14 protein-coding genes and 1 tRNA gene are annotated in these 16634 nt (G+C 72.8%); 12 read left to right on the plus strand and 3 right to left on the minus strand.

The annotated features are described in order from the left end of the window. Positions 1-400: 400 nt before the first annotated feature. From GGQ69_RS04815 to GGQ69_RS04870, 12 genes are all read left to right on the plus strand, one after another. Complete coding sequence (locus tag GGQ69_RS04815) at positions 401-3835, plus strand: Rne/Rng family ribonuclease (RefSeq protein ID WP_183525301.1); 3435 nt, start codon at positions 401-403, stop codon at positions 3833-3835. Between the two features lie 285 nt (positions 3836-4120). After that, entirely contained in the window at positions 4121-4429 is a 309-nt protein-coding gene (gene rplU, locus GGQ69_RS04820; protein ID WP_029139212.1) for a 50S ribosomal protein L21, read from the plus strand. A 94-nt stretch (positions 4430-4523) separates the two neighbouring features. Continuing rightward, complete coding sequence (gene rpmA, locus GGQ69_RS04825; protein ID WP_183525304.1) at positions 4524-4784, plus strand: 50S ribosomal protein L27; 261 nt, start codon at positions 4524-4526, stop codon at positions 4782-4784. 196 nt (positions 4785-4980) lie between these two features. Beyond that, complete coding sequence (obgE, locus tag GGQ69_RS04830) at positions 4981-6570, plus strand: GTPase ObgE (protein ID WP_183525307.1); 1590 nt, start codon at positions 4981-4983, stop codon at positions 6568-6570. After that, a complete protein-coding gene (gene proB / locus GGQ69_RS04835; RefSeq protein WP_183525310.1) occupies positions 6563-7723 on the plus strand; it encodes a glutamate 5-kinase in 1161 nt (386 codons plus the stop codon). The genes obgE and proB overlap by 8 nt, the downstream gene beginning before the upstream one ends. A gap of 10 nt (positions 7724-7733) precedes the next feature. Then, positions 7734-9092 carry a glutamate-5-semialdehyde dehydrogenase gene (locus GGQ69_RS04840; RefSeq protein ID WP_370577103.1) on the plus strand — a complete coding sequence of 453 codons (1359 nt, stop codon included), beginning with the start codon at positions 7734-7736 and terminating at the stop codon, positions 9090-9092. An 82-nt stretch (positions 9093-9174) separates the two neighbouring features. After that, positions 9175-9411, plus strand: coding sequence for a hypothetical protein (locus GGQ69_RS04845; protein ID WP_183525314.1), 237 nt, complete (start codon positions 9175-9177; stop codon positions 9409-9411). A 139-nt stretch (positions 9412-9550) separates the two neighbouring features. Beyond that, positions 9551-10177: a nicotinate-nucleotide adenylyltransferase gene (gene nadD, locus GGQ69_RS04850; protein WP_221243537.1), complete on the plus strand. Its 627-nt coding sequence runs from the start codon at positions 9551-9553 to the stop codon at positions 10175-10177. Beyond that, on the plus strand, positions 10174-11019 hold the full coding sequence (locus tag GGQ69_RS04855; protein ID WP_183525317.1) for a hypothetical protein: 846 nt from the start codon (positions 10174-10176) through the stop codon (positions 11017-11019). The genes nadD and GGQ69_RS04855 overlap by 4 nt, the downstream gene beginning before the upstream one ends. Positions 11020-11054: 35 nt before the next feature. Continuing rightward, entirely contained in the window at positions 11055-11513 is a 459-nt protein-coding gene (gene rsfS / locus GGQ69_RS04860; protein ID WP_183525319.1) for a ribosome silencing factor, read from the plus strand. 177 nt (positions 11514-11690) lie between these two features. Then, a tRNA-Ala gene (locus GGQ69_RS04865) sits at positions 11691-11766 on the plus strand. 257 nt (positions 11767-12023) lie between these two features. Next, entirely contained in the window at positions 12024-13178 is a 1155-nt protein-coding gene (locus tag GGQ69_RS04870) for a glycosyltransferase family 4 protein (RefSeq protein ID WP_183525323.1), read from the plus strand. On the opposite strand, the gene GGQ69_RS04875 is transcribed toward GGQ69_RS04870, so the two are convergent. Genes GGQ69_RS04875 through GGQ69_RS04885 form a run of 3 tightly spaced genes read right to left on the minus strand, consistent with a single transcriptional unit; the run spans position 13087 to position 16595 of the window. Further along, the gene (locus GGQ69_RS04875; RefSeq protein WP_183525326.1) at positions 13087-14727 is read right to left on the minus strand and encodes an ABC transporter permease; all 1641 of its coding nucleotides are present in this window, start codon (positions 14725-14727) and stop codon (positions 13087-13089) included. The two genes, GGQ69_RS04870 and GGQ69_RS04875, sit on opposite strands and share 92 nt — an antisense overlap. A gap of 3 nt (positions 14728-14730) precedes the next feature. Then, the gene (locus GGQ69_RS04880; RefSeq protein ID WP_183525330.1) at positions 14731-15549 is read right to left on the minus strand and encodes an ABC transporter ATP-binding protein; all 819 of its coding nucleotides are present in this window, start codon (positions 15547-15549) and stop codon (positions 14731-14733) included. Then, complete coding sequence (locus GGQ69_RS04885; RefSeq protein WP_183525334.1) at positions 15546-16595, minus strand: ABC transporter substrate-binding protein; 1050 nt, start codon at positions 16593-16595, stop codon at positions 15546-15548. Before GGQ69_RS04885 ends, GGQ69_RS04880 begins: the two co-directional genes overlap by 4 nt. Positions 16596-16634: the final 39 nt, after the last annotated feature.

A 16634-nucleotide genomic window follows, 5' to 3' on the forward strand; every position in this document is an offset into this window, starting at 1 on the left:
CTGATCTGGCCCGCCGTGTGAGAGAATGATCGGTGACCCACCGGTGGCCACACCATCGGCAGGGTCCATCGGACGGCCACCGGGCCGGCGGCACAGGACTGGGGCAGTGTGGAAAGACTGTCCGGCTGGAGGGACGCGGACCGCGCGTCCCCGGCCATACGAGAGCCGCTTCCGGCACGTGTCACTGCGCGTGAGACCGGGCAGGCGTCCGATGGTTCCGGCCTTGCGCGTCCGCATCCAGCGGAGACCAGGGACCCGGTTCACCTCAGACTTTCTGGAGTCCGTCGACGGCGGCACCCCGAGCACCGCACCGGCGGATCGGGGGCAACGCCACCGGGAACGGACCTGGCCGCCCTGTGGGCGCGAGTGTGGCGTGCCGGCAGGGCAGGAGGTGCTGTCCATGGCAGCCAACGATCGAGACCACGCAGAATCCACCGAAGCCCTCGAACCCGGTGGGACCACCGAGAACATCGAGAACCCCGAGAACACCGTGACCCCCGACGTCACCCCGCAGGCCGGCGCCGCAGGGACGTCGACGGACGCCCAGCCGGCGCAGGACGCCGCAGGCGCCGCCGGCACCCTGGAGACCCCCGCGGCGGATGCCGCCGAGCAGGAGACGCCCGTCACGGTCGCACCCGTCGACCTGGAGGCCCCGGCCGATTCCGCTCCTGCAGTTGAGGCGGAGACGACGGCCGGGACCGACGCGCCGGACCCCCGGGCGGCGATTGAGCAGGCTGCCCCGGAAGCCCCGGAAGCCCCGGAAGCCCCGGAAGCCCCGGCCTCCGAGGCCCCGACGGCCGCCAGCCGGCCCGAGGGCGAGGCCTCCGGCGTCGGGGACGCCGAGGACGAGGACGCCGAGCAGGCGTCCGACGGTCCGGACCAGGCGGATCCCTTCGCCGTGCCCGCCGATCCCCTGGCCCTGATCTTCCAGGCGCCGGACCTCTCGGCCATCACACCGGTTCCCACCCGGCGCCGTGACCGCGATGACCGGGATGCCGACGAGGGCCTCGCGGATGCGGATGACCGGGAGGCCCGTGACTCCGGTGACGACGGCGACGACCAGGGTGACGGAGAGGCCGAGGGGCGCTCGTCCGGTTCGCGCCGGTCCCGGCGCCGGCGCTCCCGGGGCCGCACCGGCGGCGGGGCCGCACAGGACTCCCGGGACGCAGAGGCCGGCGGCCGGGACGATGACACCTCCACCGCAGCGGACGGCGAGACGTCCGAGGACGAGCGCGGCGGTGACGGAAACGGGGACGGCTCGGGCACGCGCCGTCGTCGTCGCCGCCGTCGCGGAGACGTGGACATGGAGCTGGAGGGCGGCTCGGACGACGACCCGGAGAACACCGTCACCCGGGTCCGTGCCCCCCGTCAGTCCGCCGCCGCGGCGACCGGCCCGCAGGGCGTGACGAGCCTGAAGGGCTCCACCCGGCTGGAGGCCAAGCGCCAGCGCCGGCGCGAGTCCCGTTCCGGGGGGCGCCAGCGCCGCCACGTCATCACCGAGGCCGAGTTCCTGGCCCGCCGCGAGTCCGTGGACCGCAAGATGCTGGTCCGCCAGCGCGAGCAGCGGATCCAGATCGCGGTGATGGAGGACGGCGTGCTCGCGGAGCACTTCGTCTCCAACACCACGCAGGACTCGATGATCGGCAACGTCTACCTGGGCAAGGTGCAGAACGTGCTGCCGTCCATGGAGGCCGCGTTCGTGGACATCGGCCGGGGCCGCAACGCCGTGCTGTACGCCGGTGAGGTCAACTGGGATGCCGCCAACCTCGAGGGCAAGGCCCGCAAGATCGAGAACGCCCTGAAGTCCGGGGACTCCGTGCTCGTCCAGGTCACCAAGGACCCGGTGGGCCACAAGGGTGCGCGCCTGACCAGCCAGATCTCCCTTCCGGGGCGGTACCTGGTGTACGTGCCGGGAGGCTCGATGACGGGCATCTCCCGCAAGCTCCCCGACGTGGAGCGGTCTCGCCTGAAGAAGATCCTCAAGGACCACCTGCCGGAGAACGCCGGCGTCATCGTGCGCACCGCTGCCGAGGGGACCTCGGAGCAGGAGCTGATGAACGACATCAACCGCCTGCGCGCCCAGTGGGAGGGCATCGAGGCGAAGTCGAGGTCCACCAAGACCCTGGCCCCCGAGCTGCTGTACTCGGAGCCGGACCTGACCATCAAGGTGGTCCGGGACGTGTTCAACGAGGACTTCTCCGGGATGGTCGTCCAGGGCCCCGAGGTCTGGGACAACATCGAGGCCTATGTCACCTACGTGGCGCCGCACCTGCTGGACCGGCTCTCGCAGTGGAAGCCCGAGGACCACGGCGGCGAGGACCTGTTCGCGTCCCACCGGATCGACGAGCAGCTGCACAAGGCGCTCGAGCGCAAGGTCTTCCTGCCCTCCGGCGGTTCGCTGGTGATCGACCGCACCGAGGCGATGACCGTGGTGGACGTCAACACCGGCAAGTTCACCGGCTCCGGCGGCAACCTGGAGGAGACGGTCACCAAGAACAACCTCGAGGCGGCGGAGGAGATCGTCCGCCAGCTGCGCCTGCGGGACATCGGCGGCATCATCGTCATCGACTTCATCGACATGGTCCTCGAGTCCAACCGCGACCTCGTGCTGCGCCGGATGGTGGAGTGCCTCGGCCGCGACCGCACCAAGCACCAGGTCGCCGAGGTCACCTCGCTGGGCCTGGTCCAGATGACGCGCAAGCGCATGGGCACCGGCCTGGTGGAGATCTTCTCCGAGACCTGCGAGCAGTGCAACGGCCGCGGCATCATCATCCACGACGTCCCCGTGGAGCACCGCCGCGCCCACAATTCGCAGGGCGAGCCCCGCTCCAGCGGGAGCGGCGGAGGCGGGGGCGGTGCCGCAGCGGACACCGGCGACGCCGGCCGCAAGTCCTCGCGCAGCGAGCGGCGGCGCCGCAGCCGCGAACGTCAGGCCGAGCGTGAGCGCGAGGAGCTGCAGGAGGCACCGGTCGAGCAGCAGCTCAGCCCGGAGGAGGAGGCCGATCGCAAGGCCCGCGCCGAGGCCGCCCGGGCCGCCCTGCGCAACATCGCCGCGGCCACCCAGCACGCCCACGAGCCGGCCGGATCGGACCAGGCGGGAGAGGCCACCGGGGCCGCCGAGACCACGGGCGCGGCGGAGTCCGCGCAGCCCACGACGTCGGCGGAGACCGCCCAGCCTGCGGCACCGGCCGGCGGCTCCGGTCGCCGCCGGTCCCGGCGTGCCGGCAGCGACCAGGGTCAGCCGGGCCGGCAGGGTGACCAGGCCCAGCAGCCCGAGACCGACCGCGCCGTCGCCGCGGGGCAGCCGGCCGCCGCCGCGCAGGTCACCGAGCAGGCCGAGGGGGGCGCGTCCGGGCCCACCCTGACGATCGCGGGGGAGACCGTGGAGGTCCCCCGGGGGCGTCGCGGGTCGCGCCGGGCGAGCAGCCGGAAGGACCTGTCGAGCCTGGAGGACGCGCTGGACCAGCGGGGCCCCACGCAGGAGCCGAGGGAATCGCGCGAGCAGCCCGAGCCGCAGCCGCCGGCCGCCCCGGCCCAGCGGTCCCCTGAACCGGCGCCCGCACAGGCGGCACCGGTGCAGGCCCCGGCCGCCCCGGCCCGTCGCCGTCGTCGGGCCGCGTCCTCGGACGGGACCTCCGGTGAGATCCAGACCGTGGAGGTGACCGCGGCCTCCAGCAGCGGCCACCGGTTCAGCGCCTCGGTCGGCACCGCCGGGACGGGAGCCGCCGCGGCCGGTGAGTCCGCCACGGAGGGCGCTGGGGGTGCGGCCCAGGCCGCGGCGCCGTCGATCATCGGCGTCGGGGTCAAGGCCGAGGACATCACCCGCACGGAGTAGTCCGGGTCCGTCCCGAGCGCCGCGGCCGTCGACCGGCCGCGGCGCGCCGTCCCACCGGCATTTGGCCCAGCGGGGGCCCGGCGGGTAGGATAGTCACTCGGTGCTGCGCCGCCGTCGTTTCTTCTCTGCCCCTGGTGTTGGGCGTCGGAAGGCCCGCCGGTCCGCCTCAAGGTATCGCCCCCGCTGTCCGGGACCGTCCGCATTCGCCGGCCGGACACCGCTGGTTTGGGCAGGCCCTGAGTGCAGCAGAACAGAATCGTCATCGTCGAGAGAAGTGAGTCCCAAGTGGTGTACGCGATTGTCCGCGCTGGCGGCCGCCAGGAAAAGGTTTCCGTCGGAGACCTCGTTACCCTTGACCGCGTCGCCGCTGAGGCCGGAAGCTCCCTGGAGCTGCCCGCCGTCATGCTGGTGGACGGGGACAAGGTGACCACCGGTGCTGATGACCTGGCCAAGGTCAAGGTCACCGCCGAGGTCGTCGACCATTCCCGTGGCAAGAAGATTGTCATCCAGAAGTACAAGAACAAGACCGGCTACAAGAAGCGCCAGGGCCACCGGTCCGAGCTGACCACCGTCAAGGTCACCTCGATCGCCTGATCCTGCGCCTCCCGGGCTAGCCCGGTCACGCACAACCAGACCCCGCGGTTCCTGGCGAGAAGCCACCGGCCGCACCACCCCGAAGGATTGAACAATGGCACACAAGAAGGCCGGTAGTTCCTCGAAGAACGGCCGCGACTCCAACCCGCAGTTCCTCGGCGTCAAGCGCTTCGGCGGCCAGGCCGTCAACGCCGGTGAGATCCTGGTCCGCCAGCGCGGCACCAAGTTCCACCCGGGCGCCAACGTCGGCATCGGCAAGGACGACACCCTGTTCGCCCTGTCAGCCGGTGCCGTGGAGTTCGGCAACCGCCGCGGCCGCAAGGTCGTCAACATCGTTCCTGCCGCCGCTGAGTGATCACTCGCGTGACGGCACCGGGAGCATGAGCCCCCGGACCGAACATCGCCCCGGCGGGGGCGGGCCAGCCTGGTCCGCCTCCGCCGGAGTCGTTAACAGGCACCGGTCACGGCACACTCCCTGCGGGAGTACGTCAGACTGGAGACCAGCAACACCAACAACGCCCCGGCAGAGCGGGTGCGGCAGAGAGGCGGCCATGGCGGCATTCGTGGACCGGGTGGTCCTGCACGTTTCCGGCGGACACGGAGGCCACGGCGTGGCCTCCGTGAAGCGGGAGAAGTTCAAGCCCCTGGGTGGTCCCGACGGCGGCAACGGCGGCGACGGCGGGGACGTCACCCTGGTGGTGGACTCCCAGACCACCACGCTGCTGTCCTACCACCACGCCCCCCACCGGCACGCCGGCAACGGCGGTCCCGGCAAGGGAGACTTCCGGCACGGGGCCCACGGGGAGTCCCTCACGCTCTCCGTCCCGGACGGCACCGTCGTCAAGGACATCGAGGGCAACATCCTCGCCGACCTCGTCGGCCACGGTGCCTCCTACGTGGTGGCCCACGGTGGCCAGGGCGGCCTGGGCAACGCGGCGCTGGCCTCGCAGAAGCGCAAGGCCCCCGGCTTCGCCCTGCTCGGGACCCCCGGTGAGGAACTGGACATCGTCCTGGAGCTCAAGTCAGTGGCGGACATCGCCCTGGTGGGCTTCCCCTCGGCCGGCAAGTCCTCGCTGATCGCCGCCCTGTCCGCGGCCCGGCCCAAGATCGCCGACTACCCGTTCACCACCCTCGTGCCGAACCTGGGCGTGGTGCAGGCCGGCGACGTCCGGTTCACCGTGGCCGACGTCCCGGGCCTGATCCCGGGCGCCTCCGAGGGCAAGGGCCTGGGCCTGGAGTTCCTGCGCCACGTGGAGCGCTGCGCCGCGCTGGTGCACGTGCTGGACTGCGCCTCGCTGGAGTCCGACCGGGACCCGCTGGCCGACTTCGAGGCGATCGAGGCCGAGCTGGCGGCCTACGCCGTGGAACCGACCTTCGCCCAGGCCGGGGAGGGTGTCGTCCCCCTGAACGAGCGGCCACGCATCGTGGCCCTGAACAAGACGGACCTGCCGGACGGCCAGGCGATGGCCGAGATGGTGCGGGAGTCCCTCGAGGCCCGCGGACTGCGCGTCTTCGAGGTCTCCGCGGTCTCGCACAAGGGCCTGGACCCGCTGAAGTTCGCCATGGCCGGGCTCGTCCAGGAGGCCCGGAACCGGATGCCGGAGCCCGTGGAGACCGCCGAGCCCGTGGTCGTCCGGCCGCGGTCCGTGCGCGCCAAGGAGTTCGAGATCACGCGCGAGGAGCGCAACCTCGAGCCCCTGTTCCGCGTGCGCGGCACCAAGCCGGAGCGCTGGATCGCCCAGACCGACTTCACCAACGACGAGGCCGTGGGCTACCTGGCCGACCGGCTCAATCGCCTGGGCGTGGAGGACGAGCTCTTCAAGCAGGGCGCCAAGCCGGGTGACGCCGTGGTGATCGGCAGTGACGACAACGGCGTGGTCTTCGACTGGGAGCCCACCATGGCCGCCGGAGCCGAGCTGCTGGCCGGCCCGCGCGGGGCCGACCTGCGCATGGAGGAGCGGTCCCGCCCCACCCGAGAGCAGAAGCGCCAGGAGCTCGAGGACCGCAAGGCGGCCCGGGCCCGCACCCAGGCCGAACTGGAGGCCGAGCGCCGGTCGGGCATCTGGACGGAACGCTATGTGCGGGACACGGACGGCGAGAACGCCGGGACGGGGAGTGCCGAAGGGCCCGTCGATGGCTGAGCGGGTCATGAACCCCGTCACCGGACGGGACACCCTGCACCGAGCCCGCCGCCTGGTCATCAAGATCGGCTCGTCCTCGCTGACCACGCCCACCGGGGTCGACCACGCGGCCATCAACTCCCTCGTGGACACCATCGCGGCCGTGCGCTCACGCGGCACCGAGGTCGCCCTGGTGTCCTCGGGCACCATCGCGGCGGGCATCCACCCGCTGGGCCTGGGCAAGCGACCGCGGGACCTGGCCACCCAGCAGGCCGCGGCCGCCGTGGGGCAGGGCAAACTGCTGGCGCACTACGCCGCGTCCTTCGCCCGGCACCAGACCGAGGTGGCCCAGGTGCTGCTGACCGCCGAGGACCTGATCCGCCGCACCCAGTACACGAACGCGTTCCGGGCGCTGAACCGGCTGCTGGCCCTCGCGGTGGTGCCGATCATCAACGAGAACGACACGGTGACCACCGCGGAGATCCGGTTCGGGGACAACGACCGGCTCTCCGCCCTGGTGGCCAACCTGCTGCGCGCCGACGCGCTGCTGCTGCTCACCGACGTCGACGCCCTGTACACCGGCCCGCCCTCACGGCCCGGTTCCCAGCGCATCCCCGCCGTCGCCTCACGGGCCGACCTGGAGGACGTCGCGATCGGCCGGACCGGCCCGGCCGGCGTCGGGACCGGGGGCATGGTCACCAAGGTGGACGCCGCCGGGATCGCCACCGGCTCGGGCATCCACGCCCTCGTCACCTCCGCGGCCAACGCCAACCGCGCGCTGGCGGGGGAGGACGTGGGCACCTGGTTCCAGGCCTCCGGCAGGCGCCGGACCGCGCGGAGCACCTGGCTCGGGCTGCTCGCCGAGGTGCACGGCCGGGTGGTGCTCGACGACGGCGCCGTCACCGCCGTGGTGCGGAACAAGAGGTCCCTGCTCCCGGCCGGGATCACCGGAGTGGAGGGCCGCTTCGACGCCGGTGACCCGATCGAGCTGGCCGACGCCCGGGGCACCGTGGTGGCCCGCGGACTGGTGAACTACTCCTCCTCGGAGTTGCCCCCCATGCTGGGGCGCACCACCGCCGACCTGCGCGAGGAGCTCGGCCCGGAGTACCAGCGCCCCGTGGTGCACACGGACGATTGTGTCCGGCTCTCGGCCCGGGCCCAGCGCCGCCGGTAGACTCCGGGGCATGCCCAACAGTGCCGCTGAGAACGCCGTGACCGCCGAGACCGTCGAGACCGCCCCGGACGCCCCGATGTCCGGGAGCGGTGGGGCCGACGTGCCGGAGGAGGTCCGCGAGGCCATCCGGTCCGTCGGCGAGCGTGCCCGGCGGGCCCGCCACGAACTGGCCACCGCGGGCCGGGCCCGCAAGGATGAGACGCTGCGGGCGATGGCCGCGAAGCTGCGGCTGAACACCCGGCACCTGATCGCGGAGAACAAGAAGGACGTGGCGGCCGGCCGCGAGTCCGGGACGTCCGAGGCGATGCTGGACCGGTTGTCCCTGGACGAGGCGCGGATCGAGGCCCTGGCCGTGGCGCTGGAGGAGCTGGCGGCCCTGCCGGACCCGGTCGGTGACGTGGTGCGCGGCCGCAACCTGCCGAACGGACTGCGGATGACCCAGGTCCGGGTCCCGCTCGGCACCGTGGGCGCCATCTACGAGGCCCGCCCCAACGTGACCGTGGACATCGCCGGGCTGGCCCTGAAGTCCGGCAACGCCGTCATCCTCCGCGGCGGTTCGGCCGCCCGGAACACCAATGCCGCGCTGATCTCGATCCTGCGCGAGGTCGCCGGGGACCAGGGCTTCGAGGCGGACATCATTCAGGGCATCGACCAGTACGGACGCGCCGGCGCCACCGCCCTGATGTCCGAGCGGGGCTCGGTGGACGTGCTCATCCCGCGCGGCGGCCACGACCTGATCCAGTCCGTGGTGCGCACGGCCAGGGTCCCCGTCATCGAGACCGGCGAGGGCAACGTCCACCTGTTCATCGACGCCTCCGCGCCCGTCAAGATGGCCGTGGACATCGCCCTGAACGCCAAGACGCAGCGGGTCTCGGTGTGCAACGCCGCCGAGACCCTGCTCATCCACGCCCAGGCGGAGGAGGCCGGCCGCGAGGTGTTGCGGGCCCTGTCCCGCACCGGCGTGTTCCTGCACGTGGACGAGGGCGCCCGCGCCTGGCTGCCGGACGGCGCCCAGGCCGAGACCGCTCGGGACGAGGACTGGGGACGGGAGTACCTGGCCCTGGAGATGGCCGTGAAGACGGTGGGATCCCTGGACGAGGCGATCGAGCACATCCAGCGCTGGTCCACCGGCCACACCGAGGCCATCGTCACCAACGACCTGGCCAACGCGGACCGCTTCGTCACCGAGATCGACTCCGCCGCGGTGATCGTCAACGCCTCCACCCGTTTCACCGATGGCGGTCAGCTGGGCCTGGGCGCCGAGGTGGGCATCTCCACGCAGAAGATGCACGCCCGCGGACCCATGGGCCTCGAGGAGCTCACCACCACCAAGTGGGTCCTTCGCGGGGAGGGCCAGGTCCGGATCTGAACGGGGGACGTACTAGGATGGGGCCCAGACATCACCGTGACCTGTGGCCGGATGACCGGCCCCTTCGAGGGAGATCCACCAGATGAACACCATCACCGCCCTGACCGTCCTGGCCGCCGAGGAGCACCTCGTGGTCAACCCGCTGTTCCTGCCGGCCCCGGTCATCGGCGTGGGTTCCTTCCTGCTCTTCCTGCTGATGCTGGCCGCCGTCATGGGCCTGCGCTCCGTCGGCCGGCGCCACGAGGTGCCGGGCGTCGACGACTACCACCAGGGTCGTGGCTACGACGAGCGCGAGCACAGCCACTGGGGAACCCACTGATCCTCCGCCGAACTCCCGCCGCGTAGTGACCGACTCACTCCCCGAGCCCACCCAGACCGTCTGTGACGTGGCCGAGCCCGAAGAGGCCTCGGCGACCCGTCAGCAGGATGGCGGTCGGCGCCGGTTCCGCCTCGGCGTCATGGGCGGCACCTTCGACCCGATCCACCACGGACACCTCGTGGCCGCCTCCGAGGTGGCCGCCGAGCTGGACCTGGACGAGGTCGTCTTCGTGCCCACCGGCAAGCCCTGGCAGAAGGACGGCAACAAGGTGTCCCCGGCCGAGCACCGGTACCTGATGACGGTCATCGCCACCGCCTCCAACCCGCGCTTCACGGTGTCCCGGGTGGACATCGACCGTCCCGGACCGACCTTCACCGCGGACACCCTGCGTGACCTGCGCATCCTGCGGCCCGAGGCGGAGCTGTTCTTCATCACCGGGGCGGACGCCCTGGAGCAGATCATGACCTGGAAGGACGTGGACACCCTCTGGGACATGGCCCAGTTCGTCGGTGTCACCCGTCCGGGGCACGACCTCGTGGAGGTCGGCCCGGAGACGGGTGTGATGCTGATGGAGATCCCGGCGATGGCCATCTCCTCGACCGACTGCCGCGCCCGGGTCCAGGCCCACAAGCCGGTCTGGTACCTCGTGCCGGACGGCGTGGTCCAGTACATCGCCAAGCACCTCCTGTACCTGCCCGAGGCCCACGGCCCGGGCGGCGGGCTGGGCGGGCGCCGCAGCCAGGACGCACCGGAGGTCCGTGCGTGAGTGCCGCTGACCCCACCCAGACGCCCGGGTCCGCCCGCCGTCCCGAACGCCAGCACCGCCGGGTGGACACCGAGGCCGGTGCGCCGGCGGGGGAGACCGCCGAGGCGATCCTCGACCTGCCCGCCTCCGGGGTCGACCCGGCCGACGTCGGCCCGCTGACCGGTACGTTCCCCGGGGTGCTCCCCGGCGTGGCCGAACTGCCCCTGCTCAAGGACGGGCGGGTCGTGTCCCGCCCCGGCCAGGCCCCCGCCGCCCTGGCCCGCGTCTTCGAGTCCGATGCCCCCACCGGGTACACCGTCGCCAGCGACGGGGTGCCGGTGGGCCCCGATGGCCGACCGCTCACCCGTCGCCAGTTGCGCGAGATGCGCCGGCGCCAGGAGTCCGGCGCCGGCCCGGAGTCCTCGCCCTCCACGGCCCGACGCGCGGAGGCACCGGCAGGTGCCCCGGCCGGACTCGCGGGAGAGGGCGAGGATCCCGTCACCAGGGAGTCGCTGGCCCTCGAGGCCGCGGCCCTCGCCGAACGCCTCGCCGCCGCCGGTGATGACCCCGCGAACGTGGACCCGCAGTTGCTGCGGCAGCAGGAGGCGCTGGCGGAGAAGGCCCGTCTCCTCAACCAGACCGGCACGCTGGCCATCGTTCCCCCCGCGGCACCCGTCGAGTCGGCCGGCGCCGAGCCCGCCGCCGAGTCCGTGCGCCATGAACCGATCCAGGCGCAGTCCGCCCACGGGCTGGACTCCCTGCCGGCCTCGGAATGGGGTTCCCGGGAGCGCACCCTGGTGATCGTGGCCGCGGTCGTCTTCGCCATCCTGGTCATCGCGCTGATCATCGCCCTGGCCCTGTGACCACCGTCGTACCACCCACCCTCCAGGAGTTGCCCGTGACCGTCCCCCCCACCACCCTGACCGCGCTGAAGCTGGCCGGCCAGGCCGCAGCAGACAAGCAGGCCACCGACATCGTGGCCGTCGACGTGGCCGAGCGGATGGGGCTGACCGATGCGTTCCTCATCGCCTCGGCCTCGTCGGAGCGGCAGGTCGTCGCCGTGGTGGACGAGGTCGAGGAGGTGCTCAGCCGGCAGCTGAAGCTCGACGTGATCCGCCGTGAGGGCAAGGCCGGCGGCCGCTGGGTCCTGCTGGACTACGGGCACTTCGTGGTGCACGTCCAGCACGAGGAGGAGCGGGTGTTCTACGCCCTCGACCGCCTGTGGAAGGATGCCCCGCTGATCGACCTCGGTCTCACGGACGGGGTGGGAGCCGGTGAGCCCGGTTCGACCATCACCCCGGACGACGCCCCGCGGGACTGGACCCCTGGCGCACCGGGTGAGGCCCAGGCGCAGTAGGCCGCGTCAGGGGCCGAGACGCCACCGGGGCGGGAACCCGCCCCGGTGGCGGCACGGGCAATCGCCGGCCGACTGCCCGTGCCGGACCTCGATTTGCGAACCGGTCGAGGAGCTGTGTATATTTATCGAGTTGCTTCGGACGGGACGGAAACGAAACGGCCGGGGAAACACCCTTCTGGGGGTATGGCGCAGTTGGTAGCGCGTCTCCATGGCATGGAGAAGGTCAGGGGTTCGAATCCCCTTACCTCCACCAGAAGAAAGGCCCTTCCTCACTTGAGGAAGGGCCTTTTTGCTGTCCCAGCGTGTCACTGCTGCCGGGGTACCGCCACGCCCGGACGCCCGGGGCCCGGGACGCGCGTCCTGGAGCCCGGGGTTACCGTGGAGGCCACGGGAACGGCACGAGAGCCGAGCCCCGGTGATGAAGGAGTGCCGGACCATGGGACTGCTGCCCGAGTCCAGGAGCAGGCCCGCCGGAGACCGGGAGGACGTGCTGGACGCTGGGAGTTGCGGATGACACCCAGCGCGGCTGAAGGCACGAGCGGCCGGCCCGGCAGGGGCCGCCGGGTGGGCTTCGCCCGCTGGCGCAGCGACCTGGCCAGTGGCGGCACCCGCTACGACGAGGAGCTCACGGCGGCCCTGCGGTCGCGGGGGCTGGAGGTTCGCGAGTATCCCGTCACGGGGAGCTGGCCGCTGCCCTCGGACGGCGACCGCCGGCGGCTGTCCGGGGTGTTCGCCCGGGAGCAGGACTGGCTCATCGGTAATATCGTCGCCTCGGCGGTGCCGGAACAGGTCGCCGACGCGGTCTCGGCCGGGCGCCGGGTGACGATCCTGGTGCACTACTTCCCGGCCGACGACCCGGCGCTGCCGGCCCCTGACCGGTTACGACTCGCCGCAGCGGAGGCGGAGTCCGTCCGGGCGGCGAGCCGGGTGGTGGTGACCAGCGCCTGGGCCGGTGCCGCGGTGGCCGCCCGGTACGGGCGCCATGACGCGGTGGTGGCCGTACCCGGTGTCGACCCGGCCGTGCCCGCGCCCGGCTCGGTGCGCCGCGGGCGTGCGCCGATGCTGTTGTGGCTGGCCCGGCTGACCCCCGGCAAGGACCCCCTCACGGTCGTCGAGGCCCTGGCCCGGTTGCAGGACCTGGACTGGACCGCCCGGCTGGTGGGTCCCGACACCGTCGACGAGGTCCTCAGCCGCCGCGTCCGTGAGCGCATCGCCCAGACCGGGCTCACCGGCCGTGTCGAGGTGACCGGGCCTCTCCACGGCAGGGACCTGGACGCCGTCTGGGACGCCACCGACCTGCTGGTCCACACCTCGCGTGCCGAGACCTACGGGATGGTCGTCGCCGAGGCCCTGGCCCGGGGGATCCCCTCCGTGGTCGCGTCCGGCACCGGTGCCGTCGAGGCGCAGGGGGCGGGGGAGACGTTCCCGGCCGGTGACGTGGGCTCCCTGGCCGAGGTCCTGCGCGCCTGGCTGGCAGACGAGCGGCTCCGGGACCGCTGGCGACGAGACGCTGCCGGCCAATGCGCCAGCCTGACGCGGTGGCCGGACACCGCGGCCCGGGTGGCCGCCGCCCTCACCAGCGGGACTGCTCCGGTGCCACCACGGCCAGCACCCGGCGCTCGACGGCCTCGACGAGGGCATATCCCGCCAGCGCCATCAGCGTGACGACCACGACCGTGGACCACAGGGAGGTGTACCGGCTCGTCGCCGCGTCCACTGCCATCATGTTGCCCAGCCCGGTCCCGGTCGCCAGCCACTCGGCGACCGTGGCGGCGAGCAGCGCCGTGGGCGCGGCGATCCGCGCGGCGGCGAAGAACGCCGGCGCCATCGCCGGCAGCCGGCCCAGCACCAGCACCCTCGTGCGCGGCGTGGCATAGGCGGCGAAGACGTCGGCCACCTGTCCGGGCAGCTGGCCCAGGCCGTAGAGGCACGAGACCAGCGTGGGGAAGAACGTCATGAGGGCCACCACGACGGCGGTGCCGAACGACCCGCGGCCCAGCGCGGCGACCAGCAGGGGCGCGATCGCGATGATCGGCACGCACCGCAGGGCGACGGCGACGGGCGTCAGGGCCCGCCGCGCGCGGACCGAGAGGGAGAACGCGGCGGCCAGCAGCACGCCCAGCGCCAGCCCGGCGAAGTAACCGGGGACGGCCACAAGGGCGGTCTGGCCGGCCGCCGTGAACAGCTCGGCACGGTGCTCGGCGGCCGCCGGCGCGGACACCAGCCACTCCCAGACGTCCCCGGGGCGCTTGGCGAAATAGGGGTTGAGGTCAAGCAGCCAGAACAGCCCGGCCCAGGCCAGCAGCACGATCGCCGCCGTGAGGGCCACGCCGCCGGCGCTGACGAGCCAGCGTCGCCACGCAGGCCGCCGGGGGTCGGACCCGGGCGCGGCCAGCAGCACCGTCGGCTGTTCCGGTGCCAGTCTCCGGGCGGTGAGCGAGACCAGGGCGTACCCGGTCATCGACACCACGGCGCTGAGGATCATCAACGCCCAGAGGCCGTCGGTGTCCAGGCTGCGCAACGCCTGGATCGAGAGCACCCCGATGCCGCGTTCGGCCCCCGTGAACTCCCCGACCAGCGCACCGAGGAAGGCGGCGGGCACCGAGGCCTGCAGCCCGGCCATCAGGTACGGCAGGGCCGCTCGTGCCCGGACGGTGACCAGCGTGGTCCAGCGGCCCCTGCCGTAGGTGGCCGTCAGGTCGAGCCAGGACCGGGGCACGGCGCGCATGCCCACCAGCAGGGGTACGAGCGTGAGGTAGTAGACGGCCAGGGCCGCCAGCGTGACCTGCGGCCCGTCCCCGAACCCGTAGGCCAGTCGCAGCAGTGGGCCCAGCGCCACGAGGGGCAGGCAGTAGACGACCAGGGCGAGCCGCAGCACCGTCCGCTCCAGGCCCGGCAACAGCACGACCAGCAGGGCCAGGGCCACGGCCGCCAGGTTGCCGGCCAGGTAACCGAGCATCGCCTCGCGCGTGGTGAACCACAGCCCCCGGCCGTAGACGTCGGCGTTCTCCACGAGTGTGCCGATGATGCCGGAGGGGACCCCGATCAGGTGCCGGTCGGCCAGGACCGTCCGGCCGACGAGTTCCCAGAGGCCGATCACCAGGACCCAGCCCAGGAGCACGCGCAGTGCGGCAGCCGGCCGGGCACGGGCGGGGCGGGGGCCGTCGCCGTCGCGGCCCGTGGCCCGGACGGCCTGTTCGCCCTGCAGGACCATCCCTCACCCCTGGTCGAGGGCGTACTCGTCCACGCCCAGCAGGGCGCCGATCCGGTCCACGAGCTCGGTGAAGCCCCGGGAGTGCAGCTGCTCCATCCGCCGCGGCCGTTCGAGGCGGACCGGCAGGTCGGCGACGATGGACCCGGGCCGGGCCGACATCACCAGGACACGGTCCGCCAGCAGGACCGCCTCGGGGATCGAGTGGGTCACCAGCAACGTGGTGGTGGTGGCGCCGGACCACAGGGGTGGCAGTTCGATGTTGAGCCTGCGCCGGGTGAGCTCGTCGACCGCGCCGAAGGGCTCGTCGAGCAACAGCAGCCTCGGCTCGGTGACCAGGCACCGGGCGATCGCCGCGCGCTGCCGCATCCCGCCGGACAGTTGCGCCGGGCGGGCCTTCTCGAACCCGGCCAGGCCGACCATGTCCAGCAACCGCGTGACCTTGCGGTGGTCGACCGGCTGACCGGCCAGCCGGCGGGCCAGGGCCACGTTGCCGGCGGCGGTCCGCCAGGGCAGCAGCGAGGCGTCCTGGAAGGCGATGGCCAGCTCGCCGCGCCGGCGCACCGCGAGCGGGTCGTCACCGTCGATGCGCACCGAGCCGCCGGCGTCGGGGTGTTCCAGGCCCGCGATGATCCGCAGCAGGGTGGACTTCCCGCACCCGGAGGGCCCCACCAGCGCCGTGACCGAACCGGCCTCCAGGGTCAGGTCCAGGGACGCCAGGACGGGCAGCGGCTCCGCCGGGCCGGGGAAGGTCTTGGCGACGGCGGTGCACAGCACCTCGGGGGCCGGCCGTCCCGCCGTGCGGGCGCTCTGCACGCCGGTCACGCGGTGGGCCCGTCCCGGTACACCTCGTCGAGGATGCTCCGGTCCCACATCTGCTCGGTGGCCCCCTCGATGCCGAGCAGGTCGAACAGCCGCAGGTTCTCCTGGACCTGGTCGTCGGTGAACCACCCGAAGCCGAACTGCTCGGTCGCCTCGGAGAACATGATGTCGAGCTGTACCGTCGCCTGTTCCTGCTGCGTCTCCAGGTCCAGGCCGGCATCGGGGTACGCCCGGACGGCGAGGTCGGCGGCGGCCCGGGGATCGTCCTGGTAGAGCTGCCAGCCGCGGGCGTCCCCGCGGAGCAGCCGGATGACCTGGTCGCGCCGCGCCTCGTCCTGGAGACTGGAACGCAGCACGGTGTAGGTCTGGCTCATCGGGTCGTAGCCGAAGTCGGCGAGCAGCATCGAGTGCCCCTCGATGCCCTGGACGGCCAGCGCCACGGGAAGGTCGTTGTAGAAGCAGTAGAGGCCGTCGACCTGGCCGGCCGTGAGGACCGCCGGGTCGTACTGGCTCGGGACGAACTCGACCTGGTCCTGGGTCAGGTCGTTGATGGCCAGGAAGGCCTCCAGCCCGGGGGTGTCCGTGCCGGCCACGCCGATCTTCCTGCCCACCAGGTCCTGGGGGGAGGTCAACGGCGCATCCGCCAGGGACAGGATCGTCACGGGGCTCTTCTGGTACTGGGCACCGATGATGACCAGCTCGGCGCCCTCGGCATTGGACCGGGCAACACCGTCCGCCACCGAGACATTCATCAGCGCCGCCCCGCTGACCGTGTTCGCGTCCCCGGCCACGTTGGGTCCGCCGGCCGCGAGGCTGACGTCCAGCCCGAGGTCCCGGAACAGGCCCCGGTCCTGCGCCAGGTAGGTGCCGCCGAACTGCACCGAGTGCGTCCAGGACAACTGGTAGGTCACCGCCGTGGCCGGCCCGTCGGTACCGGAGGCGGAACCACCGGAGGAGGAGGCCTCGTTGCCGCACCCCACCAGCCCGCCCACGGTCAGGGCGCCGAACCCGCCGAGGACCGTGCGCCGGGAGACATCCGAACGAACCATGGGAGACCTCCCGGATCGGGGCCGGACCCGCCATCCGGG

Source organism: Micrococcus sp. TA1 (assembly GCF_014199555.1).
GTDB lineage: Bacteria > Actinomycetota > Actinomycetes > Actinomycetales > Micrococcaceae > Citricoccus.